This is a genomic window from Paenibacillus sp. JNU01 (assembly GCF_059130585.1).
The window spans coordinates 2,030,060-2,054,332 of the sequence record NZ_CP169723.1; the positions used below are offsets into that span (position 1 = coordinate 2,030,060).

Annotated in this window: 25 protein-coding genes; 14 read left to right on the forward strand and 11 right to left on the reverse strand. The window is 46.3% G+C overall.

What is annotated here, in order from left to right:
* The first annotated feature begins 16 nt into the window (after nucleotides 1-16).
* The 3 genes from nirD (at nucleotide 17) to NLBNIHML_RS08805 (ending at nucleotide 2,049) form a co-directional block, all read left to right on the forward strand.
* The gene (nirD, locus tag NLBNIHML_RS08795; RefSeq protein WP_339236145.1) at nucleotides 17-343 is read left to right on the forward strand and encodes a nitrite reductase small subunit NirD; all 327 of its coding nucleotides are present in this window, start codon (nucleotides 17-19) and stop codon (nucleotides 341-343) included.
* A gap of 49 nt (nucleotides 344-392) precedes the next feature.
* A complete protein-coding gene (locus tag NLBNIHML_RS08800) occupies nucleotides 393-1,175 on the forward strand; it encodes a formate/nitrite transporter family protein (protein ID WP_338588039.1) in 783 nt (260 codons plus the stop codon).
* 244 nt (nucleotides 1,176-1,419) lie between these two features.
* A complete protein-coding gene (locus tag NLBNIHML_RS08805) occupies nucleotides 1,420-2,049 on the forward strand; it encodes a YfbR-like 5'-deoxynucleotidase (protein ID WP_494354169.1) in 630 nt (209 codons plus the stop codon).
* On the opposite strand, the gene NLBNIHML_RS08810 is transcribed toward NLBNIHML_RS08805, so the two are convergent.
* Both NLBNIHML_RS08810 and NLBNIHML_RS08815 read right to left on the reverse strand, forming a co-directional pair.
* Nucleotides 2,050-2,859, reverse strand: a complete 810-nt coding sequence (locus tag NLBNIHML_RS08810; protein WP_339256528.1) for a response regulator transcription factor — start codon at nucleotides 2,857-2,859, stop codon at nucleotides 2,050-2,052.
* Nucleotides 2,860-2,861: 2 nt separating this feature from the next.
* A complete protein-coding gene (locus NLBNIHML_RS08815) occupies nucleotides 2,862-4,739 on the reverse strand; it encodes a cache domain-containing sensor histidine kinase (protein WP_339236155.1) in 1,878 nt (625 codons plus the stop codon).
* A gap of 177 nt (nucleotides 4,740-4,916) precedes the next feature.
* Between NLBNIHML_RS08815 and NLBNIHML_RS08820 the strand changes: the two genes are divergently transcribed.
* The 5 genes from NLBNIHML_RS08820 to NLBNIHML_RS08840 all read left to right on the forward strand — a co-directional run bounded on the left by NLBNIHML_RS08820 (nucleotide 4,917) and on the right by NLBNIHML_RS08840 (nucleotide 9,482).
* The gene (locus NLBNIHML_RS08820) at nucleotides 4,917-6,221 is read left to right on the forward strand and encodes an ABC transporter substrate-binding protein (RefSeq protein ID WP_472476863.1); all 1,305 of its coding nucleotides are present in this window, start codon (nucleotides 4,917-4,919) and stop codon (nucleotides 6,219-6,221) included.
* 105 nt (nucleotides 6,222-6,326) lie between these two features.
* Nucleotides 6,327-7,199, forward strand: coding sequence for a carbohydrate ABC transporter permease (locus NLBNIHML_RS08825; protein WP_017687164.1), 873 nt, complete (start codon nucleotides 6,327-6,329; stop codon nucleotides 7,197-7,199).
* A 1-nt stretch (nucleotide 7,200) separates the two neighbouring features.
* Nucleotides 7,201-8,025 carry a carbohydrate ABC transporter permease gene (locus NLBNIHML_RS08830; protein ID WP_339236162.1) on the forward strand — a complete coding sequence of 275 codons (825 nt, stop codon included), beginning with the start codon at nucleotides 7,201-7,203 and terminating at the stop codon, nucleotides 8,023-8,025.
* Between the two features lie 62 nt (nucleotides 8,026-8,087).
* Entirely contained in the window at nucleotides 8,088-8,513 is a 426-nt protein-coding gene (locus tag NLBNIHML_RS08835; protein ID WP_339236164.1) for an Rrf2 family transcriptional regulator, read from the forward strand.
* A 111-nt stretch (nucleotides 8,514-8,624) separates the two neighbouring features.
* On the forward strand, nucleotides 8,625-9,482 hold the full coding sequence (locus NLBNIHML_RS08840; RefSeq protein ID WP_494354170.1) for an SDR family oxidoreductase: 858 nt from the start codon (nucleotides 8,625-8,627) through the stop codon (nucleotides 9,480-9,482).
* Nucleotides 9,483-9,674: 192 nt separating this feature from the next.
* Here NLBNIHML_RS08840 and NLBNIHML_RS08845 read toward each other — a convergent pair whose 3' ends face one another.
* From NLBNIHML_RS08845 to rnhA, 5 genes are all read right to left on the reverse strand, one after another.
* Nucleotides 9,675-10,214: an RNA 2'-phosphotransferase gene (locus tag NLBNIHML_RS08845; RefSeq protein ID WP_339236169.1), complete on the reverse strand. Its 540-nt coding sequence runs from the start codon at nucleotides 10,212-10,214 to the stop codon at nucleotides 9,675-9,677.
* 36 nt (nucleotides 10,215-10,250) lie between these two features.
* On the reverse strand, nucleotides 10,251-10,685 hold the full coding sequence (gene imm48, locus NLBNIHML_RS08850; protein ID WP_494354171.1) for an Imm48 family immunity protein: 435 nt from the start codon (nucleotides 10,683-10,685) through the stop codon (nucleotides 10,251-10,253).
* 198 nt (nucleotides 10,686-10,883) lie between these two features.
* Nucleotides 10,884-11,873: a serine/threonine protein kinase gene (locus NLBNIHML_RS08855; RefSeq protein ID WP_339236173.1), complete on the reverse strand. Its 990-nt coding sequence runs from the start codon at nucleotides 11,871-11,873 to the stop codon at nucleotides 10,884-10,886.
* A 298-nt stretch (nucleotides 11,874-12,171) separates the two neighbouring features.
* The gene (locus NLBNIHML_RS08860) at nucleotides 12,172-13,041 is read right to left on the reverse strand and encodes an alpha/beta fold hydrolase (protein ID WP_494354172.1); all 870 of its coding nucleotides are present in this window, start codon (nucleotides 13,039-13,041) and stop codon (nucleotides 12,172-12,174) included.
* Between the two features lie 211 nt (nucleotides 13,042-13,252).
* Nucleotides 13,253-13,906: a ribonuclease H gene (gene rnhA, locus NLBNIHML_RS08865; RefSeq protein ID WP_494354173.1), complete on the reverse strand. Its 654-nt coding sequence runs from the start codon at nucleotides 13,904-13,906 to the stop codon at nucleotides 13,253-13,255.
* Between the two features lie 154 nt (nucleotides 13,907-14,060).
* On the opposite strand from rnhA, the gene NLBNIHML_RS08870 reads away from it, so the two are divergent.
* The gene (locus NLBNIHML_RS08870; RefSeq protein WP_494354174.1) at nucleotides 14,061-14,696 is read left to right on the forward strand and encodes a DUF421 domain-containing protein; all 636 of its coding nucleotides are present in this window, start codon (nucleotides 14,061-14,063) and stop codon (nucleotides 14,694-14,696) included.
* Between the two features lie 145 nt (nucleotides 14,697-14,841).
* Here NLBNIHML_RS08870 and NLBNIHML_RS08875 read toward each other — a convergent pair whose 3' ends face one another.
* Together NLBNIHML_RS08875 and NLBNIHML_RS08880 are read right to left on the reverse strand one after the other, a co-directional pair.
* Nucleotides 14,842-15,609 carry an ABC transporter ATP-binding protein gene (locus NLBNIHML_RS08875; RefSeq protein ID WP_494354175.1) on the reverse strand — a complete coding sequence of 256 codons (768 nt, stop codon included), beginning with the start codon at nucleotides 15,607-15,609 and terminating at the stop codon, nucleotides 14,842-14,844.
* Nucleotide 15,610: 1 nt separating this feature from the next.
* Nucleotides 15,611-16,687, reverse strand: coding sequence for a FecCD family ABC transporter permease (locus tag NLBNIHML_RS08880; RefSeq protein WP_494354687.1), 1,077 nt, complete (start codon nucleotides 16,685-16,687; stop codon nucleotides 15,611-15,613).
* A gap of 166 nt (nucleotides 16,688-16,853) precedes the next feature.
* Between NLBNIHML_RS08880 and NLBNIHML_RS08885 the strand changes: the two genes are divergently transcribed.
* The 4 genes from NLBNIHML_RS08885 (at nucleotide 16,854) to NLBNIHML_RS08900 (ending at nucleotide 20,707) form a co-directional block, all read left to right on the forward strand.
* Entirely contained in the window at nucleotides 16,854-17,918 is a 1,065-nt protein-coding gene (locus NLBNIHML_RS08885; RefSeq protein ID WP_494354176.1) for an ABC transporter substrate-binding protein, read from the forward strand.
* 91 nt (nucleotides 17,919-18,009) lie between these two features.
* On the forward strand, nucleotides 18,010-18,456 hold the full coding sequence (locus NLBNIHML_RS08890; protein WP_494354177.1) for a MarR family winged helix-turn-helix transcriptional regulator: 447 nt from the start codon (nucleotides 18,010-18,012) through the stop codon (nucleotides 18,454-18,456).
* A 56-nt stretch (nucleotides 18,457-18,512) separates the two neighbouring features.
* Complete coding sequence (locus tag NLBNIHML_RS08895) at nucleotides 18,513-19,376, forward strand: alpha/beta fold hydrolase (RefSeq protein ID WP_494354178.1); 864 nt, start codon at nucleotides 18,513-18,515, stop codon at nucleotides 19,374-19,376.
* A gap of 125 nt (nucleotides 19,377-19,501) precedes the next feature.
* A complete protein-coding gene (locus NLBNIHML_RS08900; protein WP_494354179.1) occupies nucleotides 19,502-20,707 on the forward strand; it encodes an MFS transporter in 1,206 nt (401 codons plus the stop codon).
* Nucleotides 20,708-20,844: 137 nt separating this feature from the next.
* Here the strand turns inward: NLBNIHML_RS08900 and NLBNIHML_RS08905 are convergent, their stop codons facing one another.
* Nucleotides 20,845-21,297 (reverse strand): Lrp/AsnC family transcriptional regulator, encoded by a 453-nt coding sequence (locus tag NLBNIHML_RS08905; RefSeq protein WP_339236197.1) that lies wholly within the window; start codon nucleotides 21,295-21,297, stop codon nucleotides 20,845-20,847.
* Nucleotides 21,298-21,467: 170 nt separating this feature from the next.
* Between NLBNIHML_RS08905 and NLBNIHML_RS08910 the strand changes: the two genes are divergently transcribed.
* Nucleotides 21,468-22,652, forward strand: a complete 1,185-nt coding sequence (locus tag NLBNIHML_RS08910) for a serine hydrolase domain-containing protein (protein ID WP_494354180.1) — start codon at nucleotides 21,468-21,470, stop codon at nucleotides 22,650-22,652.
* A 59-nt stretch (nucleotides 22,653-22,711) separates the two neighbouring features.
* Here NLBNIHML_RS08910 and NLBNIHML_RS08915 read toward each other — a convergent pair whose 3' ends face one another.
* Nucleotides 22,712-24,070 (reverse strand): amino acid permease, encoded by a 1,359-nt coding sequence (locus NLBNIHML_RS08915; protein WP_494354181.1) that lies wholly within the window; start codon nucleotides 24,068-24,070, stop codon nucleotides 22,712-22,714.
* Nucleotides 24,071-24,273: the final 203 nt, after the last annotated feature.

Genomic DNA, 24,273 nt, shown 5'->3' on the forward strand with positions numbered 1-24,273 from the left:
AAAGGAGTGGTTTAAGATGACGACAAAACAATCAGCCACCTACTTCCCTGCCGGAGTAGTTGAAGAATTCCTGCCGCGAATCGGAAGAGTCGTTGAGATTCAGAACCGTCAGCTTGCTGTCTTTCGTGCATCGGATGGTACCATCTTCGCTGCGGATAATCACAACCCCCACCCCAAAGGTGGTCCACTGGCAGAAGGCATCGTGTCAGGACATTATCTGTACGATCCGCTGTATGATTGGAAAATCGACCTCACTACAGGTGTTGTGCAAGCACCGGACAATGGTCAAGTGCAGATGTATCCGGTGAAGGTAGAGAACGGCCAGGTCTGGATTGAGATATAGTTCCATTGAAACGTTCATAGATTGATGCAAAATAATGGGGGAAACCGTGATGTATACACCAAGTGTTGAGGGAATTATTGAAGCTGCAGTTAAAAAAAGGGATCAGATGAACTCCAACCTTTCACGCTACATGGTTGCCGCCTTAATGGCGGGTGCCTATGTAGGACTTGGCATCGTGCTGATCTTCAGTATCGGTGCTCCGCTCCTTGCAGCACAGTCACCACTGCAAACCATGTTGATGGGCATGTCCTTCGGACTCGCGCTCACGCTGGTTATCTTTGCCGGATCGGAACTATTTACAGGCAACAACATGTTTTTCACCATGAGCACACTCGCGGGCCGGACCACAGTTAAAGATACACTGAAAAACTGGGGACTCGTCTTCCTCGGCAACTTGTTAGGTGCGATCCTGCTCAGCCTGCTTATTGTAGGCAGCGGCCTGTTCAAAACTGCTGCGCCCGAACATCTGTTATTCGTCGCTTCAGCCAAAAAGATGGCCGCTCCCGTATCGGAGTTGTTCTTCCGCGGCATTCTCTGTAACTGGCTGGTCTGTCTGGCGATCTGGATGGCTGCTCGCACCAAAGAGGATATCGCCAAAATTGCGCTTATCTGGTGGTGTCTGTACGCCTTTATTGCAAGTGGGTATGAGCACAGTGTGGCCAATATGACTTTGCTTTCCCTGTCCTGGCTGTTGCCAAACCACCCGGATACCATTACACTGGCAGGCTGGTTCCACAACATGATTCCGGTAACGCTTGGTAATATCATCGGCGGCGCCCTCTTTGTCGGAATGGCTTACTGGTATACTTCACCGGTACGTAAAAAATCATAATTCTTCATTCAACTGCCACGATGGACGCCGAACTTACGTTCAGTCACATCGTGGCTTTTAAGGTTTATCATAAGCTGCGTACTCTCTCGTATGGTTCCCCTTTCATGCTCTCGTCCTTCTATAAAATAATTAAAACTGCATTTTACCTTCGTCGCTATCCGCTTTAATCCACAGTTGACATAACTGGTGTATAGTCGATGGATACTCGCACTTATACTCAATCAAGCAAAGGATGATCGCTTATATGGGAATTCATACGTACTTCAGGTCTTTGAATGATCTTGAACGTATTATTCGTACACCTGGCAAATTCAAATTCGAAGAACACAGCGTCTCCGCTCATTCCTGGAAAGTCGTACAATACGCCAAAACACTTGCAGATATTGAGGAGCAGCATGGCGTCACCGTGGATTGGAAGAAGTTATACGAAATTACGAGCAGTCATGATTATGGCGAAATCTTCATCGGTGATATCAAAACACCCGTCAAACATTATTCACTGGAGCTGCGTTCGATGCTGCAAAAGGTGGAAGAAGGCATGGTTGAACATTTTATCAATGAAAATATTCCTGAAGAGTTCCAGCCTATTTTCCGCAGACAGCTGCGTGAGGGCAAAGACCAATCGGTCGAAGGACTGATTCTGGAAGTCGCAGACAAGATGGATCAGGTATACGAAGCTTTTGCCGAACTCCAACGTGGAAATACGGAGAAAGAATTTATCGTCATGTACCGTTATGCCTTGGTCAAAATCAAAAATATCGACCTCCACTGTGTGCAATATTTCCTGAAACTGATTCTCCCCGACATGATTGAAGAAGGTATTCGCTCCCCGTTTGATATTCGTAAAATAACCGAAGAAGCTCTGGCTCAGTAATCAGCTCAAGTCAACATGGTTCTCTTCATCCATGGACAGGGCTTTTTTTCGTTCCTGCAATTGCAGTCGGTACTCGCTAGGGTACATGCCAGTTTTGTTTTTGAAAATCCTGCTGAAATAATGGGAATCACTATACCCTACCGCTCCACCAATCGTCTTGATATCCATATTCTCATGGGTGACAAGCATACGTTTCGCTTCATTGATTCGCAGACCTGTCATATATTTCAGCGGAGTCTCCCCCGTTACTTTCTTAAAACACTTTCCTAGATAGTCCACACTAAAATGCATCTGTCCCGCCATGTCCTGAAGTGTAATCTCATGCATATAATTCTGCTTCAAATACAGCTTAACAGCCTCTGCGATATCCTCCGGCTTCACCTGCTCATCCAGCACGGCACTGACATGGGCAAGCGAATCCACAGCGCTCCCAAGCTTCAATTCCATCGCATCCAGCAGTGAACGAAGTTGTTCTTCGGACAATGGCTTGAGGAGATAATCCTCCACCTTGTAGCTGATCGCCTGCCGGGCATATTCAAACTCATGATATCCACTCAGAATGACTATTTTCACATGTGGATAAGCAAAGTACAGATGTTTGGCGAGTTCCAATCCATTCATCACGGGCATCTGTATATCCGTTATAACCAGATCAGGTACGGAATGTTCAATGAGCTGTAAAGCTTCCTGACCATTCCTCGCTTCACCAATCACCTCGAACCGGGTGTCCAGCTCTCTGAATTTGCGCGAGACATTCCGGCGAATCAGGGCTTCATCTTCCACAATAATCGTTCTATATTTGATTGTCATGGTTAGCCATGCTCCTTTCCAATGGAACCACCTATTGTAATCTGGACACCGCCGGAAGGCTTGTTCGTAATCTGCATGTAGGCTGCCGGGCCATACCATAATTTCAATCGGACCCATATATTCTTAAGTCCCATTCCGTTAATTTCGAGTTCCGGCATACGCTCCCACTCCTGTGACTGTTCGATGTACTGCATGATCTTGGCAAGTGCCTCAGGTTCCATGCCAGGCCCGTTGTCTTCCACATGGATCTGCCAGGTCTGCTGTACTGCATCCATATCCCCAGTAATATTCAGTTGCCATGGAGGGGTATCACCCAGTCCATATTTTATGGCATTTTCCAGTAGTGGTTGTACCATCAGCATCGGAACCTGAATATGCTGCATCTCTTCCGGAATATGAAACTCGTAGTGCAGATCATCTTCAAACCGAATCTTCATACACTCCAGGTATCGCTCACAATAATCCAGTTCTTGAGACAGTGGAACCCCGTTTTTACCAGGAGTAGAGATATAACGAAGCATGGACGCGATATGACCACAGAACGCGACAATCTGCTCATTCATCCCTTCCTCCGCCATGATGCTGATATTCGTGATGTTGTTGTAGAGAAAATGCGGGTTCATCTGGGACTGAAGCGCGAGTAATCTTGCCTCTGTCTCTTGGGATTTCATTGCCAGTCTGTCCTGAAAAGATTGCACAAGCTGTTGATTCAACCGAATAAACGTATCATTCAGCTCATCCATCTCCCGGATGGAACCCGGATGCTCCAGCTTGAACAAATGCGCCGAATCCTGACCGGATATCAGATCGTTCTCACCCGTTTTCTGAATAATGCGCTGCAAGCGATGCAAAGGTAAAGTGACCCTTTTGGAAATCAGATACGAGAGAACCAGAATCAGCATCAACGTAGCTAACGTGGCACCAATAAACATCACAGCCATCCGGTTGAGACTCGCAAAAAGGGACTGTTTGGACTGCATGACAACAACGGTCCATCCTGTCTCCTGTGACGTCATATACGTCATCATCTGTTTGGAATCATTCAAAGGGTCAGTGATCTCCTGCATCGTATCCGGTGGAAATGAAAGATTCTGAATCAAGTCCACATCATCGAAGTGGGCTGCCTGTGAATCATCACCATCCGAAGTAAGTGGATACAGCCGTGTATTTTGCTCATCTATCACATAAATGCGAAGATTCTCGTTACTTGCCTGCAAATCATTCAAATGCTGGAACAGGGTTCCGGCATCCTGCAAAATCTCAACGACGCCCTGGCTAACATAATTGCCATCTTTGTATACCCGGGTAAGGGAAATGTACGGTTGATCTGACTTCCCCTGACCTGTTGGCATGGGCAAAGCTCCCCCCTGTAACAATTGGATCACCCGCCAGCCACTCCGCTCCCAGGTTTCCTTGTACCACGGTCGCTGAGTCAGGTCCACCGATAGTTGACCGTTGAATGCCCCCGCTCCCAGCATCTTGCCGTTCACATCATAGATATTGGCCTGCTTGGCGGTATTGGAGCTGCTGATAATCGCCAGAATGACATCAATTAGTGTGGTTGTATCCTTATACAATGCCGGATCACTCGTCAGTGTCTGCTCACTGTCTTCCGCTGGTGCCAAGTAGTGGCTGAAGTGTTCTTTGACCAGATTGGAGTACACAATATTCATGGAAAAGTTGTTCATTTTCACGACTTCCTGATCCAGATTACTGACGATTGATACCGCCAGTTGTCGCTGCTGTTCTTCACTTCGATGACGGATGTCACTCGCAAGAAAAACATACAGGAGACCTGCCACAATGAGCGAAAAGACAATAAATACCGCAGAGTAATAGGCAAACAGACTTTGCTGAAGCGTTCCAAATCGATACCGCAATCCTCACACACCTCGTCCTATGATGATATCTGTCGCACCATTCGAAAATGTCCACCCAACAGAACGCTTTTGTCTATTGAGCGTATTCGCTGTTCACAGTAAAGTTATCCACATAAGAATACGCTTACATAAAGCGTTTCGGCAAGTAATAATTTTCTTTATATTTCGGGAGGTTCAATGATGAGAAAACGATTTCTTTTTTTGCTCGCAAGTGTGCTCCTGCTCTCCACTCTGCTGCTTGCCGGGTGCAACTCAGGTAAAAGTACGGAAGGTTCGGGTAAGGTTACACTTACGTTTGGAACCAGCCAATCCGGTATTCCGCGTACAGGCATCATGCAGACGATGGCCAAGGAATATGAGCAGGAGACCGGTGTCAAAATTGACTTTCAGGTCGTACCTGACGCACAGTGGCGTGACCTGATCAAGGTGAAGCTGGCCTCTGGCGAAGCACCTGACATTTTCAATGTCGATGTGGACCCACTGAGTATGCCGGCTAACGTAAGACCGGAGGAAAATGCCATTGACCTCACCAATGAGGAATTCACAGGTCGGATGTCCGAAGAGATTTTGCCAACGGTCAGTCACAATGACAAGGTGTACGGGGTTTCTTTTGCGCCAACGAAAATCTGGTATGTGTACTATAACAAACGTATCTTCCAAGAGCTCGGTATAGAGCCTCCTACATCCTATGCCGAATTCAAGGAGATCAGCCAGAAAATTAAGGATAAAGACATTATTCCGTTCTATCAGGCACCCGCCAGCGGGTGGTATCAGGTTCTGCCTTTGTTCGAAACAGGGCCTAACTATGAGCAAACGACAGCGGGAACCTACGAAAAACTAAACAACAATGAGATGAAAGTCGCTGATATGACGCAACTCAAGACGGTCATTGAACAATTGAAGGAATTTGCGGATCTCGGCTATTTCGGCAAAGATTTCCTGTCCAATACGGTAGAAGCGGGAATTGAAGCATTTGGTCAGGAGAAAGCAGCGATGCTGCTGCGGGTTCCAGGGACTGAAAAGGAAGTCTCCGAAGCGTATCCGGCAATGAAAGACAATATGGGGTTCTTCGTGATGCCGTGGGGAGATAATCAGACGATTGGTGTGAATCCGGGCGGTTCTGCTGCGATGTTCGGTAACAAAAACAGTAAACACCCCGAAGAAGTGCTGAAATTCTTCCGCTGGATTACCGAGCATGATCATCTGCAGCGTGTGTTCGATGAAGGTGAAGGTAATCTGACCATTTGCTGGCCGGAAATCGAACCAAAGCTGACACAGGATTATATTGATTATGAGAAAAATCATGAAAAAGGTACGGTCATGCAGGCCGCTGTGAAATATATAGATCCACAATGGATGGATATTGGCAAAGACTTGTCGGGCATGTTCGCCGGAGCCATGACACCGGATCAGATTCTGCAAAACATTGATAAACGCCGTGCTGAACAAGCCAAAGTGCTGAAAGATGAGAAGTGGCAGTAATAGCACAAATTGCAGATAAACATACATGCTGAACAGTGTTACATGCAGCGGGCATTTGCCCGCTCATGTATTTTGTTTTGGCAGGAAGGAAAGGTGTTACCGGTTATGAATGCGAACAAAATCTATCCCTGGTATTTCTCATCTGGAGCGATTGTATTATATCTGCTGTTCATCGTCGCTCCCGCCCTGCTGGGCATCTATTATTCCTTCACCGACTGGAACAGTTATAGTTCGGAGAAGAACTTTATCGGTCTGGAGCATTTCCGTACCATTCTGGCGGGTGATCCTACATATCTTCTTTTTATCAAAAATACCGTTCTCTTCACCCTCGTGACGTCCATCGCCAAGACTGTTCTGGGATTGTTCCTGGCTCTGCTCCTGGTCAGCGGTGTAAAGGCCGCCAATCTGCATCGGATGATCATTTTCTCCCCGCAGGTGCTGTCGTTTCTGATTGTTGGGCTTGTGTTCAAAAGTCTGCTTGACCCCAACAACGGGTTCGTTAACGTGACCCTGCGTTCCATGGGACTGGACGTTCTCGCCCAGAACTGGCTGGGCTCCTTGACCTGGGCAATGCCATCCATCATGGCAGTGGATACGTGGAAAGGCATGGGGTACATTATGGTGCTGTTCATCGCCGGGCTTCTCGCGATTCCCCGCGATTACTACGAGGCAGCATCCATTGATGGCGCAGGCTTCGGGCAGAAGCTGTTCCGAATTACTATTCCAATGCTCATGCCTACCATTACCATCGCCACGGTGCTTAATATTACGTATGGGCTAAGAGTATTCGATGCCGTATACGTGCTGACCAATGGTGGCCCTGGTAACGCGACAGATGTCATTAACACGGCGGTCTATTCCTCTTTTGCCAAAGGATATTGGGGGCTGGGGAGTGCGCTATCTACCATTCTGTTTGTCATCATGGCGATCATCTCCTTCTTCATCATTCGTTTGATGAACCGAAAGGTGGAATACTAACATGCGATTGAGAAAAAGACTCGCTTCCATCGGATTAAATGTACTCGCCTGGCTGCTTAGCCTGGTGGTCTTGATTCCTTTTGTCGTCATTGTACTGAATTCATTCAAGTCGGACGCCGAGGCCAAGGTGCTTAAACTGACGCTGCCCGAGAAGTTTATCTTCGAAAATTACAAAATCGTCTATGAACAGGGACACTTGGGAGGTTCCTTTTTCAACAGTTTGCTTCACTCCGGGGCCTCTTCCCTGCTGCTGGTATTTGTTGTGGCGTTCTCGGCCTTCACGTTATCCCGTAATCATTCAAAGCTCAGCAAGTTTCTGTACTTCTTCCTGATTCTCGGCATTACACTGCCTCTCAACTACATTCCGCTTATGGAAGTCATGAAGTCGATGGGCATGATCAATTCACATCTCGGCATGATTCTGCTGTATACGGCCATGGGCATTCCGATCTCGTTGTTCATTACGTATGCGTTTGTATCCAACATCCCGAAAGAGCTGGATGAAGCCGCGATCATGGACGGCTGTAACGGAATCAAGCTGTTCCTGAGAATCATTGTGCCTCTGCTCACGTCCGTGCTTGTAACGGTATTTGTTCTTAATTTCCTAAGTGTCTGGAATGAGTTTACTGCTCCACTCTATATGCTGAATACGGTCGAGATGTGGCCGATGACGCTTGCTGTATATAACTTCTTCGGGCAATTCAGTGCCCAGTGGAATCTGGTCAGCGCCGATATTGTGCTCACGTCATTGCCTGTATTAATTGTGTTCCTGATTGGGCAAAAGTATATAGTAGGGGGACTGACTTCTGGGGCAGTGAAGGGGTAAAAGTTATAGTTGACAACAGATCCTTTTGTAACTATTATAGTTACAACGGTGGTGATCATTCCATGAGACAAATCAGCAGTCGCTTCTCCATTGCGGTTCATACCCTGTCCTTGATCGCTGTTATGCCCAATGAATGCACCGGAGATGTGATCGCACAGAGTGTGAATACCAATCCCGTGATTATTCGGCGGATCATGTCCAAGCTGAAACAGGCCGGTCTGATCGATGTCAGACCTGGTGTGGGCGGTGCTTCCTTGTTGAAAGATCCGGCGGACATTACCCTTCTCGATGTATATCGAGCGCTTGAGGTGGTGGAGGATGGGGAATTGTTTAACTTTCACAAACATCCGAATCCGAAATGTCCGGTCGGCAACATGATTGAACACACCTTGCGTGCGGAACTCATTGAGGCTCAGACAGCCATGGAACAGCGCTTGAATCGTGTAACCATACAGCAGATGATGGATCGGATTCATGTCTCTGAATAAAAAAAGCTCATTGCGAGCTTTTTTTAACCCTTTCGTTGTAATCACACCTGTTATAACATTTTTGATTACATCCATATGCAGGCAAAACACATACCCTAGGAGGAATAGAAGATGAAAATTTTAGTTACTGGCGCAACAGGTCAATTGGGTTCACTGGTTGTAGAGGCATTGTTAAAAACAGATTCTGCCAAGGATTTGGCTGTAAGTGTACGTAATCCGGAAAAAGCGGAAGCACTCCGCGCTCAAGGCGTTGACGTGCGTCAGGGTGATTTCGATCAACCGGAGACGTTGGAGAAAGCTTTTGCCGGTGTAGACCGTCTGTTGCTTATCTCTACTGATGGTGACAATGAAACGCGTATTCGCCAACATCAGACTGCCGTGGACGCTGCCAAAAAAGCAGGCGTGGGCTTCATCGCTTATACAAGCGTTGTGAATGCAGACCAAAACACCCTTTCCCTGGCGGAAGTTCACCGCGCTACAGAAAAAGCGATTCGTGAATCCGGCATTTCGTATTCCTTCCTGCGCAACAACTGGTACCTGGAAAATGAAGCAGGCAGTATGCAAGCCGCTACGCAAGGCGCACCTTGGGTTCATGCCACCAATGACAGCCAAGTCGGCTGGGCTACGCGCAGTGACTATGCCCATGCTGCTGCAGCTGTACTCGCAAGCGAAGGACATGAAAATACCGTGTATGAATTGTCCGGCAAACTGCGTACGCAAGCTGAACTGGCTGCCATTGTTGGTGAAGTGCTTGGACAGGAAATCAACGTGCAAAACGTGGACGATGCCGCTTACGCTGACATCATGAAAGGTGCAGGTCTACCAGACTTTGTCGTATCCATGCTCGTTGATATGCAAAGTGCTATTCGTGAAGGTGCATTGGCGGTAGAGAGTGATACATTAGAGAAATTGCTTGGCCGTCCGGCTCAGCCTCTTAGCGAAGGTATTAAAGCGATTGTAGGCAAGTAAGTTTTGGATATGAGAAAGGGACGCACCAACGAATGTTGGATGCGTCCCTTTTTGATGTAGCTAACGATCAATACCCTGATATACTCTTTGAACGAACGGTTGACTGCACACTCAACCTATTCACTGCGACTGCTGTAATTCGATGTGGGTGTTTATGAGTTTCACACCAGTTCATCACTCATTCTTCATGCATCATGGCTTAAGAATATAACGCGCGGGAACATGATCGGCCAGCCAGATATTTTCGTTTCCATGATAAAAGAGGATTCCATCTATGGACGCTTGTGCAGCGTCGATTCTCAAAATGACAGGCTGATCATCCCGTCTTCGACCCACTTGATTGGCCGTATCGATATCTGCGGACAGATGTACATATTGCCTTTGCCGCGGCTGTAAGCCATGTTCCATAATCGAATTCACAGCACGTGCGGGTGTTCCATGATAAAGGGTTTCCGGTGGCTCAGCAGCGATCTTGGATATCTTATGTGGCGTCGAATGTCCATACAATGCCCGGATGCGGCCAGAATGGATTTCATGTCTCTTTTTCTCCGAGGCTTGAATCATCTGCTCCAGATCGGCTTGTGTGACTTCCTTCCACTGCGGACTTTCATGTAAAGCCACCAGCAATTGCGAGATTTCCACCCAACCCTCTTCGTCCAGCTCCAACTCATATTCCCATGGTGCATGTCGCAGCGCGTATGAGAGTTCCTTGCTTAATTTCATCAGATCCATTGTGATCATCTCCCACATCTAATAAAACCGTTTATTTTACGATTGAACCGCTGTTAAAATCTCCTGTATATTACGTTGTAGTCCTTCATCGTCTTCCTGATTGAACTGGCGGTGTCCATCAATGCCACGTTGGATAATGGTATTCATCACAGGATGAACCTCACGATCGGAAGCCACCCGGATCAGATCATCCGCAAAATCAACAGCCTGCTGCTCACTATAATTAAACGGTTTGATCAACATCCGAATGCTCAAGGCATGGGCCTGTGGCTCTGCCAGCTGATCCCGATGAGTGATGCCATATACCGCGCCAAAACCAAAAGCAGCCATGACCTGACGCTCCAGTTCACTCGTTTGTTCCAAAGGGGTGCCAATGAGCTCACACATTTTGTCCACCATCTGCTCCAGTTCGTTTGCCGCCGCACCCAGAATTACGTCATTAATATCATCAGCGTTAATAAATTCAGTCATATTGGTTTTCTCCATTTCTGTACTGTATTTGATCCATTCTCTCAGACTCTATGAGAACATTGTATCGGAGGTAGGGTGTTCCTTTCAAATTCATCATAAAAAACCAAATCTCCTCATTTACAAGTCGACTTGGTTTAATTAGATGTAGAACTATGCTCATTAAACATTCCCATTTATAAAAAGATGTTATGTTATAACTCAAGCCGTTTCATGTTGCTTTTTCGACTCCACTTCATAGACCTGCGTATGTTCATTCTCGGCTAAAGACCATTCCACTGTACCTGGCTTGCGCACTTTCCACACCCAGGCTTGAACTCGCAGCGAGCTTCTGACCCAGGCCAGGGAAGCACAGCGTTTCTCGGAACGAACCGTCAGACCCCAATGAATAACACGAGCGAGCCACGGATTCACATACTCATTATGTGAGCGAACAGATGGCAATTCATCCTGGAACAACCGCTGTTTCACATCCATAGGGGGTTGCCCGCAAGTCCAATAATGGAGCAGAGCCGCCAGGCTATAGATGTCCGACATTGGCCCCTGACTGGATTTCTCCGAATAGAATTCCAGCGGAGAATAACCTGCCGATGTAAATATCACCTGTTTCTCTCCGGATTGCATAGGCCAACGGGTAGCCGAGCCGAAGTCCAGAAGCTTGGGTGTACCATCCTCCATGACCATAATGTTGGAAGGTTTCACATCCCGGTGAAGAATGCCTTGCTTATGTATGTAATCCAATGTATCCACCAGTGGAAGCAATGTCTCCGTTATGAAGGCAGCATCAAGCGCATGATTGTGTTCATTTAAATATTCGGTCAATGTGATTCCCGTGCAGTATTCCATAACCAGATATCCTGTATCATTCGCTTCAAAATGATCCAAATACGACACAATATGAGGATGATCCAGTTTCGATAACAATTCACCTTCGAGCATAAATGCAGCCAGTAACTCCTGATATTGCCCACCGTATCCTCGTGAAGAGCAGAACACCTTGCGCTTGTCTGCCTGACGTTCAGCCATTCTCTGCGGGAAGAATTCCTTAATGGCTACTTTGGCACCCGTGTTACGATCCCGCCCTGCATATACAATAGCCAACTCACTGCTGGCCAATACCTGTCTTACCTGATATGTATCATTTATAATCACATTGCGCTGCAATGCCATTTTGCAATTGTCTTTTCTCATAACAGACCTCTTTTCAACCTTGTCGATCGGAAGACTTTCCGCGTAAGTGCATCATTTGGTTCAACCAGTAAGCAATTCATCGCCAACCAATTATATAAACCAAATGATGCAATTTGAAACACCTTCACGCGAAATAGTTAATTATTTTTTTTATATCAAACTTACTACAATTTGTTCCTAATCGAGATTCTTATTCTTCTATTGAAGAAAAGCACACTTATATACTCTATCGACAGATAAGGGGAATTACTTAATTAAACTGGATAAAAACATTCCTGAGTCCATTTTTATCAACTTTTTAATAATTCTTCTGTAAAAATTGCCCGATTTCCTTGTTCATCTGAACCAATACGTCCTGGGAAGGAAAATGTCCGGTATCATACTTAATGGCTTGCACATTCGTAATAATCTTTTGAGCACGTTCAATACACTTATCCGCAGGGAAAAAGACATCCTTCTCCCCCACCAATAACAGGGTTGGAGACGTATAGTTAACGAGCTCTTCCCGCTCCGTGAGCTTCGGCAGATCCTGATCTATGCTGACATATTTGAAAAGTTTGCCGATAATGTTTTTATCCATTTCTTTCATGCAGTTGCACGACATGGTGTCCGTAATTTTTTGCAAGGAAGATGGTGAAGACGTCATACGATACTTGACGAGCGGCAGCGTGATATCCTGAGCTGTTTTAATTTTGGAGTTGACCGCAAGACCCGCAGGAGCAACCAATACGGCACACGAGATACGTTCGGGAATATAGGTAGCCAATCTGAGAATGATGCCTCCTCCAAATGATGGGCCGATAAACGCACTCTTTTCAATCTCATAGTGGTCAAGCAGATCCGACACCCATAATGCCAAACTATCAAATCGTGTCGAGATGCTCGCTTCCTCGCTATAACCTGGGTGACCAATCGTATCCGGAGCAATAATCCGGTATTCTTTAAATAAAGAAGAGAACCATGACAAGGTCATCGGGTTCACACAATTACCGCCCTGGAGAATAAATAACGGCTTGCCATCCAGAGGGCCCGTCAGTAGAACATGTGTCTTTCCAAAACGTGTCTCCACATACTCCCGAGTAAACGCCTCACCCAACTCGTTCAAATAAATCTCATACTCTTCAAGTATGCTGCTCTTGCCTTCTTCACTTCTATAAATGGAACTCATGTCTGCCTCCTGCAATATATACTCAAAATAACTGATTCTAACAAATGGACTTGCTAACCAATGGACCAAAAAGATAAAGAGGGCCTGCAGATGACAGGCTCCTCCATATGTTTAACTAATCATATTCAGATGATTATAGAGCGGAAACTGGAAATTGTAAATAACGATTCTAATAGACCAGAAATAAAGGAAGCATCCTTTGTATGAATACTTACTTCCGGCCGTAGTCAGCCTTGATTTCGCCCCACTGTTTGGTCTGCCATTTGAGCACTTTATTGCTGTACGTATTCGTCTGGAGCCACTGTTCCGCACGGTCAATCATCAGCCAGATCTCTTCCGTGGAGTTGTCTCTTGGTAACGTCGTGGCTACTTTTTTCTGCTTCAGCCATTTCATGGCATTGACCGAGTCGGTATATACCGTTTTGTTACTTCCTTCTTTTTTCAGATATGCTAGGGCATGTACAATGGCCAGGAATTCGCCCAGATTGTTCGTGCCTTTGGAGATCGGTCCAACAGAGAAAATAGTCTCACCGGTGCGGGTGTCTACCCCTTTGTATTCTACAGGTCCGGGGTTACCACGTGTACCCACATCAACAGAGATACTGTCGTAATCCACTTCCTCCGACGTTTCCATGCCTGCGCTTTTTCCACTACCCGTTGACTTCTTCTTCGATGCTCCGCCGGCACTTGAACCCCAGTTCCCTTTCCACCCGGCACGATACGCTTCTTCTGCAGCCGCTTTGGATTCATACGATTTATATTTAGCTCCGGTATACTGATCCGTCTGCGCTTTGCATTCTGCCCATGTACTGTACACGCCTGGCTTCTTGCCTTCCCAGACAACATAGTATTTCTGTTTTGCCACTGTGACCCGCTCCTTTGTTTACTTCATCAATATCCTATTGTAAACGATCCGGTGGGATGAATGATAGTTATGGTTTCAGTCACCTGCATAATTCCTCCAACTCCAGAACAGCCTAAGAAGCAAAGAGCATACTGGAATAGAAAGGAATATACTTATGGACTGGATATGGAAATCTGTTTTACTTGTACTTATCGGCATGATTCTGCTGCGAATTGCAGGACGCAAGTCGATCTCGCAGATGAGTGTTGCCACAACGGTCATCATGATCTCCATCGGAACAACGATTGTACAGCCCATCGCCAATCATGAGCTTGGCAAAGCGATTGGATCAGCATCAATATTCATTGTGACATTACTTGTGGTGGAACAACTTCAATTGAAATTTAATATTTTTGAACGGTTAATGAGTGGCAGTTCTAAAATGGTGGTCGAGGACGGGAAAGTCATTATCCCGAATCTGAAACGTATGCGTTATACGATGGACCAGCTCGAGATGCATATGCGGCAGAACGGAATTACGAGTGTAGATGACCTGGAGTCAGCAACAGTGGAACCTAATGGTCAACTCGGTTATGTCCTAAAACGACATGCTCGTCCTGTGACGATTGGAGATCTGGAGGAGATGCTGCGAAGTTATGCAATGACAGGTAGTAGTTCAGCAACGGCAGAACCCAAACAACAACAAAACAACAGCAGCAACTCTTCAACTCATAGTAATAACTCCACAGATATTTTCCAAGAAGTCAGCAATGGTGCTCATACTCACCCCGTTGATCCTAAGCTTCAATAGACGCACCTAGACCTGACCAAAAAAAGACCTACCCGCGAGCAATTAACAACATCGCTCCAACAGGTACGGTCTATTTTCACTTTGGATTGGTACTTCCAAGGCTCACATAAAAACCAAGGATTTGGTGCCCAATTTGCCGTCCGAATCACCGTGTACTCAGGTAAGCAATACCCAGGCCACCCGTCACCGGATTTTCATAGATTTCACAGTCTACATCGAATACCTCACCAATCATCTCGCGAGTCAGAATATCAGCCGGTTTGCCATGGACGACAATCTGGCCCTTCTTCACCACATAGAGATAATCGCAATATTCTGCAGCGAGTTCGAGATCATGTAGCGCAGCCAATATGCCAATGCCGAGTCCACGGACAATATTTAGAATCTGAAGTTGGTATTTGATGTCCAGATGGTTCGTCGGCTCGTCCAGGATCAGGAATTCAGGCTGTTGTGCCAGGACACGTGCTAATACGACACGCTGCTTCTCTCCACCAGACAATGACACATAATTGCGGTCTGCATGTCCAGTCAGATGTACTTTTTCCAAAGCCTGCTCCACAATTTCGTGGTCACGTTCATTATCCGTCTCCAGCATTTTTTTGTGCGGGGTACGCCCCATCATGACCATCTCGCGCACCGTAAAATCAAAGCTCAATTCATTAAACTGGCCGACAACACCCATATGTCTAGATACAACCTTTGGGCTGGATTTGAGAATATCGGTATGGTCGAGAAAAACCTTGCCTTGCTGCGGTTTAATCACTTTGTAGATGCTCTTGAGCAGCGTTGACTTGCCACAACCATTCGGTCCGATCAGTCCGACGAACTGGTTGCCGTTCACCTGTAATGAAATGTCCTTGATGATGTCCGTGTTCAGCACAGAGATGGATACATTTTCTACGCTCAGCTTCATGTTAATTTCCTCCAAAACCGTAGCCTTTTTTGACCAGCATATACATAAACATGGGTGCACCAATCATGGCCGTAATAATACCGATTGGCAGCTCCACGCTGGATATGAGGGATCGTGCAATAACATCCGTCCAGATGAGGAAAATGGCTCCAAACAGCACGGACACAGGCATTACTTTACGATGGTCGGAACCCACCAGACCTCTGACGATATGCGGAATAATGAGTCCCACGAAACCAATCATGCCACAGCTCGCCACCATGACACCTGTCACCAAAGCGGTTAACAGCATATACACCCTGCGGTACACACTCAGATTAATGCCCAGTGTGACGGCTGCTTCATCTCCCAATAACATCGTATTGAGAACTCTGGACTGTAAAAGAAAGAATAGAATCGCCACCAGCACGACGATACCCACGAGTGGAAGCTTGTTCCATCCGGAAGATGCCAGACTGCCCATTGTCCAGAATGTCACCGTTTTGATGCCTTCAGCATTGTTGGCAAAATAAATAATAAAGTTCGAAAATGCGCTGCACAGCGCGTTAATTACCATTCCGGCAAGCACTAGCTTGACCGATGTCATTTTCCCCCGAATCCCTGCCAAAGTCAGGACCAGTAAGGATGCACCCATCGCTCCGGCAAAGGCCCAGAAAGCAACTCCGGTCTGACCAAGCCAGCCAATCGCACCAAAGCCAATGAGAATGGCAAAGGTCGCCCCAAGTGAAGCGCCTGAGGATATACCCAGTATGTATGGATCTGCCAACGGATTCTGCACAGCAGCCTGCATAACAGCACCGCACAAGGCCAAGCCTGCACCAATAAACATCGCCATCAGCACACGTGGGAAACGAATCTGCCAGATGATATCGGTAAAGGAACCTGCCTCAATGGGTGTTGTCCCCCACTGAAATCCCGTTAATTTGTACAAAAGAATACGATATGACTCCGCCAGTGGAATGTGTACCTGTCCAATGGAAACTGCAATACCTACAGAAATAACTGTAATCATGATTAAAACTGCAATCAGTAAAGCAAACCCGGATTTACTCTGAATCAGAGACTCTCTTTTCCCCATACGCTGCGTCTGAACCTGAACCGTCTGTGCCATCTCTTCCCCCATCAATTCATGTAAATTGTAGAACATCATAAATTTAGCTATTTACAAAGCATTTTCTCGGATTATAATTGAGAATGATTATCTTTGTCAATTTAAAACACATCGAAAAGGGGTTCATCATTTCATGAAATTTACATCCAGAACGATTGGCATCGCTGCTCTAAGTCTCCTGTTGCTGCTGCTTGCAGCCTGTTCGAATGTTTCAACTTCCTCCACTGCCAAAGAAACAACTTCAACCACGAACACGACAGAAACTTCAACTTCTGCTCAGAATACAAATAAAACGACCTACCCGCTCACCATTGAGAATTTCACGATCTCGGGTGAGGGTGGTGAATGGAAACCAAAAGTGCAAGTATTCGATAAAGCACCGGAACGTGTGGTTGCGAATACCCAATCTGCGGCAGAGATGCTCATCAAGTTAGGTCTGACCGATAAAATGGTCGGCGTTGCTGCTCTATACGGTTCCGTTACACCGGATGTGGCTGATGATTTCGCCAAAATTCCGGTATTGTCCAAGGATTACGTAGGTAAAGAGCTGGTTGTAGGTGCAAGCTCGGATCTGGTACTCGGACGGGGTGACCTGTTCGCTGATGCAGACTGGGGTGTGGGTACCGTCGATGGATTGAATGACATGAATATCCGCACATTCCTGCAATCGACGAATCACAAAGGCACACTCGAAAGCCTCTATAGCGATATCGCACAACTTGGGCAGATCTTCGACGTTCAAGAAAATGCCGCAACATTCACCGAAAGTCTGAAGACTCGTGTTGAAGCTATTAAGGCAAGTGTAGCCGATCAGCCTGAACATTCTTTTGCCTACATCGTACCTGCTACGGAAGACACCATTACGGTAAGCAGCATGCAGAACGATACGTATCAGCTTGATGCGCTGAGCCTGTTGAAGCTGAAAAACACGTTTGATGGTGTGCAAGGTGAGGTTAGTGTTGAACAGTTGATCACAGCGAACCCGGACTACCTGCTCTTGTCCGCGTACGCCGGTTCACCGGATATCGACAAGCTAATTGAAAATCTGTATGCCAACCCTGCCCTGCAAAGTATGAACGCAATCAAGAATAAACAGATCTATGTCACAGATTTCAGCCAGTTCTGGGGTTATGGATATCAGATTCTGGATGGTATTGAGAAAATGGGACAGGAAATGAAAGCTAATCCAATCAAGTAATCGCTGGAGCAAAGGAGCAGGAGAAGAAGTTCTCACTGCTCTTTTGATATACTCCGCAAGTAATACAACATGATCAAAGCTTGACATTAGTTTGATAACAAACTATATTACACATATGAAAACAAGAGACGCTATTTCACTCATATCCAAAATTAAAGAGAAGGTCAACCGCTTCATCCTGGCCGAGATGGCTGAGCAAGGAATCCAGGATCTCGCCACGTCCCATGGGGATATTATCTATGCCCTGTACAACAATCACAGGATGACCATGGCTGAAATCGCCAAAAAAATTGGCAAGGATAAATCCACGGTAACTGCACTTGTGGACAAATTGGTGCGGACAGGATACGTCGTCAAGGAGCGTGATGCAACCGATTCACGCGTTGTTCATGTGGCTTTGACTGCGAAAGGCGAAGAATTAAAGCCGGCCTTTGAAGAGATATCGCAGCGCATGCTGGACGTGTTTTATGCGGGCGTTACGGAAGCGGAGAAAAAAGAACTGCTGCGAATTTTAATGAAGATTCATGACAACTTCTAATTTTTTTTGGAGAAATAGTTTGATATCAAACCAATATCTTGGAGGAGGTTTTTAGCATGACAGATTACGCAAAATTATTACCGAAACATGAGGTCAAGAAGATCGGAGAACATGATTTGCACTTGGAGATTTTCGAAGGAGCCCTAGCTCATGATACCGAAACAGTGACCAAGAAGCCCCCTCTGCTGTTCCTTCACGGTGCCTACACAGGCAGCTGGATGTGGAGCAAATATATCCCCCATTTTGTCCAGCACGGTTGGACCTGTTATGTCATGAACTTGAGAAGTCATTACATGAGTCGGGTCATGGACATGACTAAGATTACGTTTGACGATTATTTGGAGGATATTCGGGAAGTGTTAGCCGGGATCAACGAACCTCCCATTCTTATTGGCTTCAGCATGGGCGGGATTCTCAGTCAAAAGATTGCAGAAACCGCTACTCTCGCAGGCCTGGTTGTCATTGATGCCAGTATAAGCAAAGAGGTCCATGACGCCGTACCTTATCCTGAAACAGATCGAGCGACCGTATCGGACATCATCATGCCTGCACCTGTCCGTGATGAACTGAGCAGTATAGATGAGACGGCAGAAGACATTGCTTTTCAGCGTAAGTATCTGCAAACGGAGTCTGCGAAGGCATTTGCTACCTTTTCAGCCCTGTGTGGAGCCGATGGAATATCCATTAATGGCGACCTGATCCATTGCCCCAGCTTGGTAATCAAGGCTGTTTCCTGTGAAGACGAAGATCAGAGAGGCCAATTAACTGCCAAGCAGCTGGGCGCTGCATATGCCGGACTGTGGGATACGACCCATACGGGTTTGCTGGTAGGCCAACGGTACTTGGAACCTGTCGAACTCATTCTTGGATGGTTGAACAGACAGCATCCTTTTGAATTAACGGAAAAACTCACAAAATAAAGTAAATACCATGTTAAGAACTCCTTCTTACCTTTAATCCTGTATGCAAAAGTTTGTTTTTTTTAGATAAGCTTATATGCATAGTTCTGAATAGGATTAAATGATAAGAAAAGAGGTTTTAATTCATGGCCATTCACACAACCCTCCCCAAGCAAAGGGAGCTGCCTTCCATATCTTCAGAACGCCTTCCGTGGGCGGGGCTACTTGCTTTAGCCATGGCTGGATTCATTTGCATCCTCACTGAAAGTCTGCCTGCGGGACTGTTGCCGCAAATTGCAAAAGACTTGGGGGTCACCGAATCCCTCACTGGACAGTTGGTGACTCTTTATGCCATTGGATCACTTATTGCTGCCATTCCCTTGACTACTGCCACACGTGGATGGAGACGCCGACCTCTTCTGCTGGTATGCATCGGCGGCTTTCTTGTCTTTAACACCGTTACCGCCTTATCCTCAGATTATATCCTGACACTTGCTGCTCGTTTTATGGCCGGGGTCTCTGCGGGTGTGTTATGGGGAATGACAGCAGGTTATGCTCGTCGGATGGTCTCTGATTCGTTAAAAGGCAAGGCCATGGCCGTGGCTATGGTCGGCACTCCGGTGGCGTTAGCCCTGGGTGTCCCCATCGGCAGTTTTCTCAGTTCTTATATCGGCTGGCGCCTCATCTTCGGGATTGTATCGCTTCTGACCGCAGCTTTGATCGCATGGGTTCTCTGGAAAATGCCAGATTTTGCAGGAGAACCGGCCGGGGAACGTCTCCCCCTGCATAAAGTATTTGTAATTCCGGGAGTCAGACCCATTCTGTTTGTTGTTCTGGCCTGGATGCTTGCCCATAATATCCTTTACACCTATATTTCTCCCTACCTTACCCAGACCGTATTTGCAAACAGAGTAGACTTGATTTTACTCATTTTCGGTATCACTTCCATTGTGGGAATCTGGTTAACCGGAATGCTCATTGACCGATTTTTGAGAAAACTAGTGATTATCAGTCTGGCAGCATTCGCTCTGGGATCTGTCGTGATGGGAATCGGTACTGATCAACCTGTGATGATTATCCTTGGCATCATGATCTGGGGAATTACGTTTGGCGGGGCTGCCACGCTACTGCAAACTGCCATTGCTCAAGCCGGAGGTAAAAGTACAGATGTCGCCCAATCAATGCTGGTTACAGCATGGAATCTGGCTATTGGCGGAGGAGGCATCATCGGGGGCATCCTTCTTGAAGTACTGGGAGCAGGATACCTTGCCGGGTCGTTGTTTATCTTGCTCATTCCTGCATTGCTCGTAGCTATGAGGGCTTATAAATATGGCTTCCCCAAAGCTAAATAACAGGAAGGCATTTTGCATGAGATACCATGAGTTATACCATGAGTTACACCATGAGTTACACAAAGAACCAAAGAGGAGTTCACTTGATGTGAACTCCTCTTCTGTATTTCATTTTATAGATTATATAGACTGCGGTCTTATTCTGTCTGTGCCAGCAAATTCGGTCCTTGCATCAGATTTTTATGTGCAATCGGAGAAGACATCGTAATCAAGGTCATGTAAGTCCCGTATGGGTCACACTTGTTCTGGAACTCTTCAAGTCCCTGGATCGTGTCTGTAAGGATTTTCAGCAAGTAGTTATACTCCCCGCTAATCCGATAACATTCCACGACTTCAGGTGACGCACGGCAGAAATCCAGGAAGGGATAACAATCCCGTGTACGAAAGAGAACATATGCCGTGCTCTGCTTGCCCAATTTGGATGGGGAGATCACTGTACGATATTCCTCGATAACCCCCTTTTCTTCCATTCGTTTGACGCGTTCAGTCACAGCTGGTTGAGATAATCCGACTAATTTTCCTAATTCGGTCATGGATAATCTCGCCTGATTCTCCAAGTGAAACAGAATATGCTGATCTATTTCGTCCATGTAATACCCCCCTTTAAATACATAAGATATAGGCTGGAATAACCTTAAGTATATCTGATAAATCACTATAATACCTTTAGTAATCCATGTAATACAACATTAATCATTTATATAATAAGCACAGTCACAATAATGAATCAATCACATCCGTGGAGGAGAGGAAGATTAGAATGATAAAAGAACACATAACCACATTGCATACTTATGTGGATGAGGCAATTGATCTCGCTATAAGCGAAAAAAGCATCGTGGGAACGGTTGTACAGATTGCATTAGGAGGAGAACTGATATACAGCCGGGCTGCCGGTTTCGCAGACAGGGAGCAAAAGCGCACCATGGCAGAAAACGCTCTGTTTCGACTGGCTTCCGTAAGCAAACCCATTGTGTCCACAGCAGCTCTGGCATTGGTCTCACAAGGACAACTGAGTCTACATGATCCGGTGACTCGCTGGCTACCTGCATTCCGGCCCAAGCTTGCCAATGGTCAGGACACCCAAATAACCATTCAGCAATTGATGACACACACCGCTGGCTTGACCTATCGGTTTTTCCAAGAAGAGCAAGGAACCTATGAACGTGCAGGTATCTCGGATGGAATGGATTTATCTGAATTAAGTCTGGAGGAGAATCTCCAAAGGCTTGCTTCTGTTCCTCTTATATATGAGCCAGGACACATGTGGAGATATTCCATCGCGACAGATGTACTCGGAGCTGTTATTGAAAAGGTAACCGGAATGTCATTAAGAGAAGCTGTTCAATTACTGGTTACTCGTCCACTTCATATGAAGGACACCGATTTTGTGGCATTGGATTCGAATCGGTTGACCGCTGCATACGCTGATGGTTCTGAAGAACCGCGTCTTCTCCATAATCAATTGGAGCAGGTCCCTTTTATTGAAGGTACTGCCGGTTTCCGGCTTGCCCCCAATCGTGCAAATCAACCTTCGGCTTATGCATCAGGCGGAGCGGGAATGGTTGGAAGCACCGGAGATTTTCTCACTTTACTTGAGACATTGCGGCAAGGGGGACAGCCCATTCTTACCGAAACTGTTGCCTCTAAGATGTCCACGAATCAAATCGGTGAACTCGACATGCCGTATTGGCCAGGAAGAGGGTTCGGCCTTGGATTTACAATACTTAAAGACCCTGTTGCAGCTGGTACACCGGAATCCCCGGGAACGTGGCGGATGGGCGGAACCTACGGTCACTCCTGGTTTGTCGATCCAAAAGAAGAACTTAGTGTTGTCGCATTCACCAATACGGCACTTGAAGGGATGTCGGGAAAGTATACTACCGATATCTGTGATGCCATCTACGCAGGCATTCGTGAAAGCAACGAGGCTGCAAGAATTTAAATACGAATAACCGCCCAATATCATTGGGCGGCTTTATTTGGCGACAATGGTAAGACCTACTATCTGTCACTGCTCAAGTTTCTCTTTTTAAAAAGGTAAATCCCTGCAACCAGGATAAACCACACCGGCGTGACAAATAACGCCACTCGCGTGTCTTCAGCCAATGCCAATACCACCAGCACAAACGCGAGAAAAGCCAAAATCAAGTAGTTCGAGAACGGATAAAATGGCAGTTTGAAGCGGCTGCGACTCGCCAGTTCCGGCTGAGTACGACGATATCGTAGATGACAGATCACCATGATACCCCAGACAAAGATGAAGCACACCGTCGACACACTTGTGATCAGCGTAAATACGCCTTCTGGCATGATATAGTTCAAAACAATTGCAATCAAAATAACAATCGTGGAGAAAAACAGCGCATTGGCAGGAACCTTCCTGTTATTCAGACGTGCAAATGACTCGGGGGCGTTTCGATCCTTTGCCATCGAGAACACCATACGGCTTGTACTGAAAATGGCACTGTTACAAGCCGAAGCTGCGGAAGTCAGTACCACGAAATTCACAATGCCTGCGGCAGCCGCAATTCCCACAGCGGCAAACACCTGTACAAACGGACTTTCAGTCGGCACAATGGCGTTCCACGGGTAGATACTCATAATAATCAGCAGTGCGCCAACATAGAAGAGCAGTACCCGGATCGGGATCTGATTAATTGCTCTCGGAATAACCTTCTCCGGGTTCTCCGTCTCTCCAGCAGTGAGTCCCACCAGTTCCATGCCTACAAAGGCGAAAACTACCATCTGGAACGATATGATGAAGCCATGCATTCCATTCGGGAACCATCCCCCATGACTCCACAGATTGGTGAAGCTTGCAGGACCCTGATCCGTTGTAAAACCTTTGAAAATCATATATAAACCAACCACAATAAGTGCCAAAATAGCCACGACTTTAATCAGGGCAAACCAGAATTCCATCTCACCAAACAACTTGACCGTTGCCAAGTTCATGATTAGCAAAATAACCAGCGCAATTAACCCTGGCATCCACTGCGGTACATTCGGAAACCAAAACTGCGTATACAATCCAACGGCCGTAATATCAGCCATGGCAATGGAGATCCAGCAGAACCAATAGGTCCAGCCTGTAATAAATGCCGCCATATTTCCCAGGTAATCACGCACAAAATCAACAAAGGAATGATACTGCAAGTTGCTTAAGAGCAGCTCCCCCAATGCACGCATGATCAGGAACAACACAACACCAGTAATAATGTAGGCAAGCAAGATGGATGGTCCTGTCAGTTGGATCGTTTTGCCTGCTCCCAGAAACAGACCTGTCCCGATCGCACCTCCGATCGCCATCAATTGCACATGTCGGTTCTTTAATCCCCTTGTTAACGTTTCTTGCTGCATGATCAACCACCACTCTCTTTCTGCACATGCTCTCTACGATGAAAAATAATATTAATCATCATATAATAATCTGCCCAGAATACATATCCCTCTTTATATATTTTTTTTGCACAGCAAAAAGCATGTCCCACACGTCATGGATATGATAGGGAGTATGCTCTTTGCTGTGTTATTTTGTTTTAATGAACCTGACACACGTTATT

Bases quoted from the DNA above. Each gene is read 5' to 3' on its own strand.
- nirD (WP_339236145.1), top strand. From the start codon at position 17: ATGACGACAAAACAATCAGCCACCTACTTCCCTGCCGGAGTAGTTGAA.
- NLBNIHML_RS08800 (WP_338588039.1), top strand. From the start codon at position 393: ATGTATACACCAAGTGTTGAGGGAATTATTGAAGCTGCAGTTAAAAAA.
- NLBNIHML_RS08805 (WP_494354169.1), top strand. From the start codon at position 1,420: ATGGGAATTCATACGTACTTCAGGTCTTTGAATGATCTTGAACGTATT.
- NLBNIHML_RS08810 (WP_339256528.1), bottom strand. From the start codon at position 2,859: ATGACAATCAAATATAGAACGATTATTGTGGAAGATGAAGCCCTGATT.
- NLBNIHML_RS08820 (WP_472476863.1), top strand. From the start codon at position 4,917: ATGATGAGAAAACGATTTCTTTTTTTGCTCGCAAGTGTGCTCCTGCTC.
- NLBNIHML_RS08825 (WP_017687164.1), top strand. From the start codon at position 6,327: ATGAATGCGAACAAAATCTATCCCTGGTATTTCTCATCTGGAGCGATT.
- NLBNIHML_RS08830 (WP_339236162.1), top strand. From the start codon at position 7,201: ATGCGATTGAGAAAAAGACTCGCTTCCATCGGATTAAATGTACTCGCC.
- NLBNIHML_RS08835 (WP_339236164.1), top strand. From the start codon at position 8,088: ATGAGACAAATCAGCAGTCGCTTCTCCATTGCGGTTCATACCCTGTCC.
- NLBNIHML_RS08840 (WP_494354170.1), top strand. From the start codon at position 8,625: ATGAAAATTTTAGTTACTGGCGCAACAGGTCAATTGGGTTCACTGGTT.
- NLBNIHML_RS08845 (WP_339236169.1), bottom strand. From the start codon at position 10,214: ATGGATCTGATGAAATTAAGCAAGGAACTCTCATACGCGCTGCGACAT.
- imm48 (WP_494354171.1), bottom strand. From the start codon at position 10,685: ATGACTGAATTTATTAACGCTGATGATATTAATGACGTAATTCTGGGT.
- NLBNIHML_RS08855 (WP_339236173.1), bottom strand. From the start codon at position 11,873: ATGAGAAAAGACAATTGCAAAATGGCATTGCAGCGCAATGTGATTATA.
- NLBNIHML_RS08860 (WP_494354172.1), bottom strand. From the start codon at position 13,041: ATGAGTTCCATTTATAGAAGTGAAGAAGGCAAGAGCAGCATACTTGAA.
- NLBNIHML_RS08870 (WP_494354174.1), top strand. From the start codon at position 14,061: ATGGACTGGATATGGAAATCTGTTTTACTTGTACTTATCGGCATGATT.
- NLBNIHML_RS08875 (WP_494354175.1), bottom strand. From the start codon at position 15,609: ATGAAGCTGAGCGTAGAAAATGTATCCATCTCTGTGCTGAACACGGAC.
- NLBNIHML_RS08880 (WP_494354687.1), bottom strand. From the start codon at position 16,687: ATGGGGAAAAGAGAGTCTCTGATTCAGAGTAAATCCGGGTTTGCTTTA.
- NLBNIHML_RS08885 (WP_494354176.1), top strand. From the start codon at position 16,854: ATGAAATTTACATCCAGAACGATTGGCATCGCTGCTCTAAGTCTCCTG.
- NLBNIHML_RS08895 (WP_494354178.1), top strand. From the start codon at position 18,513: ATGACAGATTACGCAAAATTATTACCGAAACATGAGGTCAAGAAGATC.
- NLBNIHML_RS08900 (WP_494354179.1), top strand. From the start codon at position 19,502: ATGGCCATTCACACAACCCTCCCCAAGCAAAGGGAGCTGCCTTCCATA.
- NLBNIHML_RS08905 (WP_339236197.1), bottom strand. From the start codon at position 21,297: ATGGACGAAATAGATCAGCATATTCTGTTTCACTTGGAGAATCAGGCG.
- NLBNIHML_RS08910 (WP_494354180.1), top strand. From the start codon at position 21,468: ATGATAAAAGAACACATAACCACATTGCATACTTATGTGGATGAGGCA.
- NLBNIHML_RS08915 (WP_494354181.1), bottom strand. From the start codon at position 24,070: ATGCAGCAAGAAACGTTAACAAGGGGATTAAAGAACCGACATGTGCAA.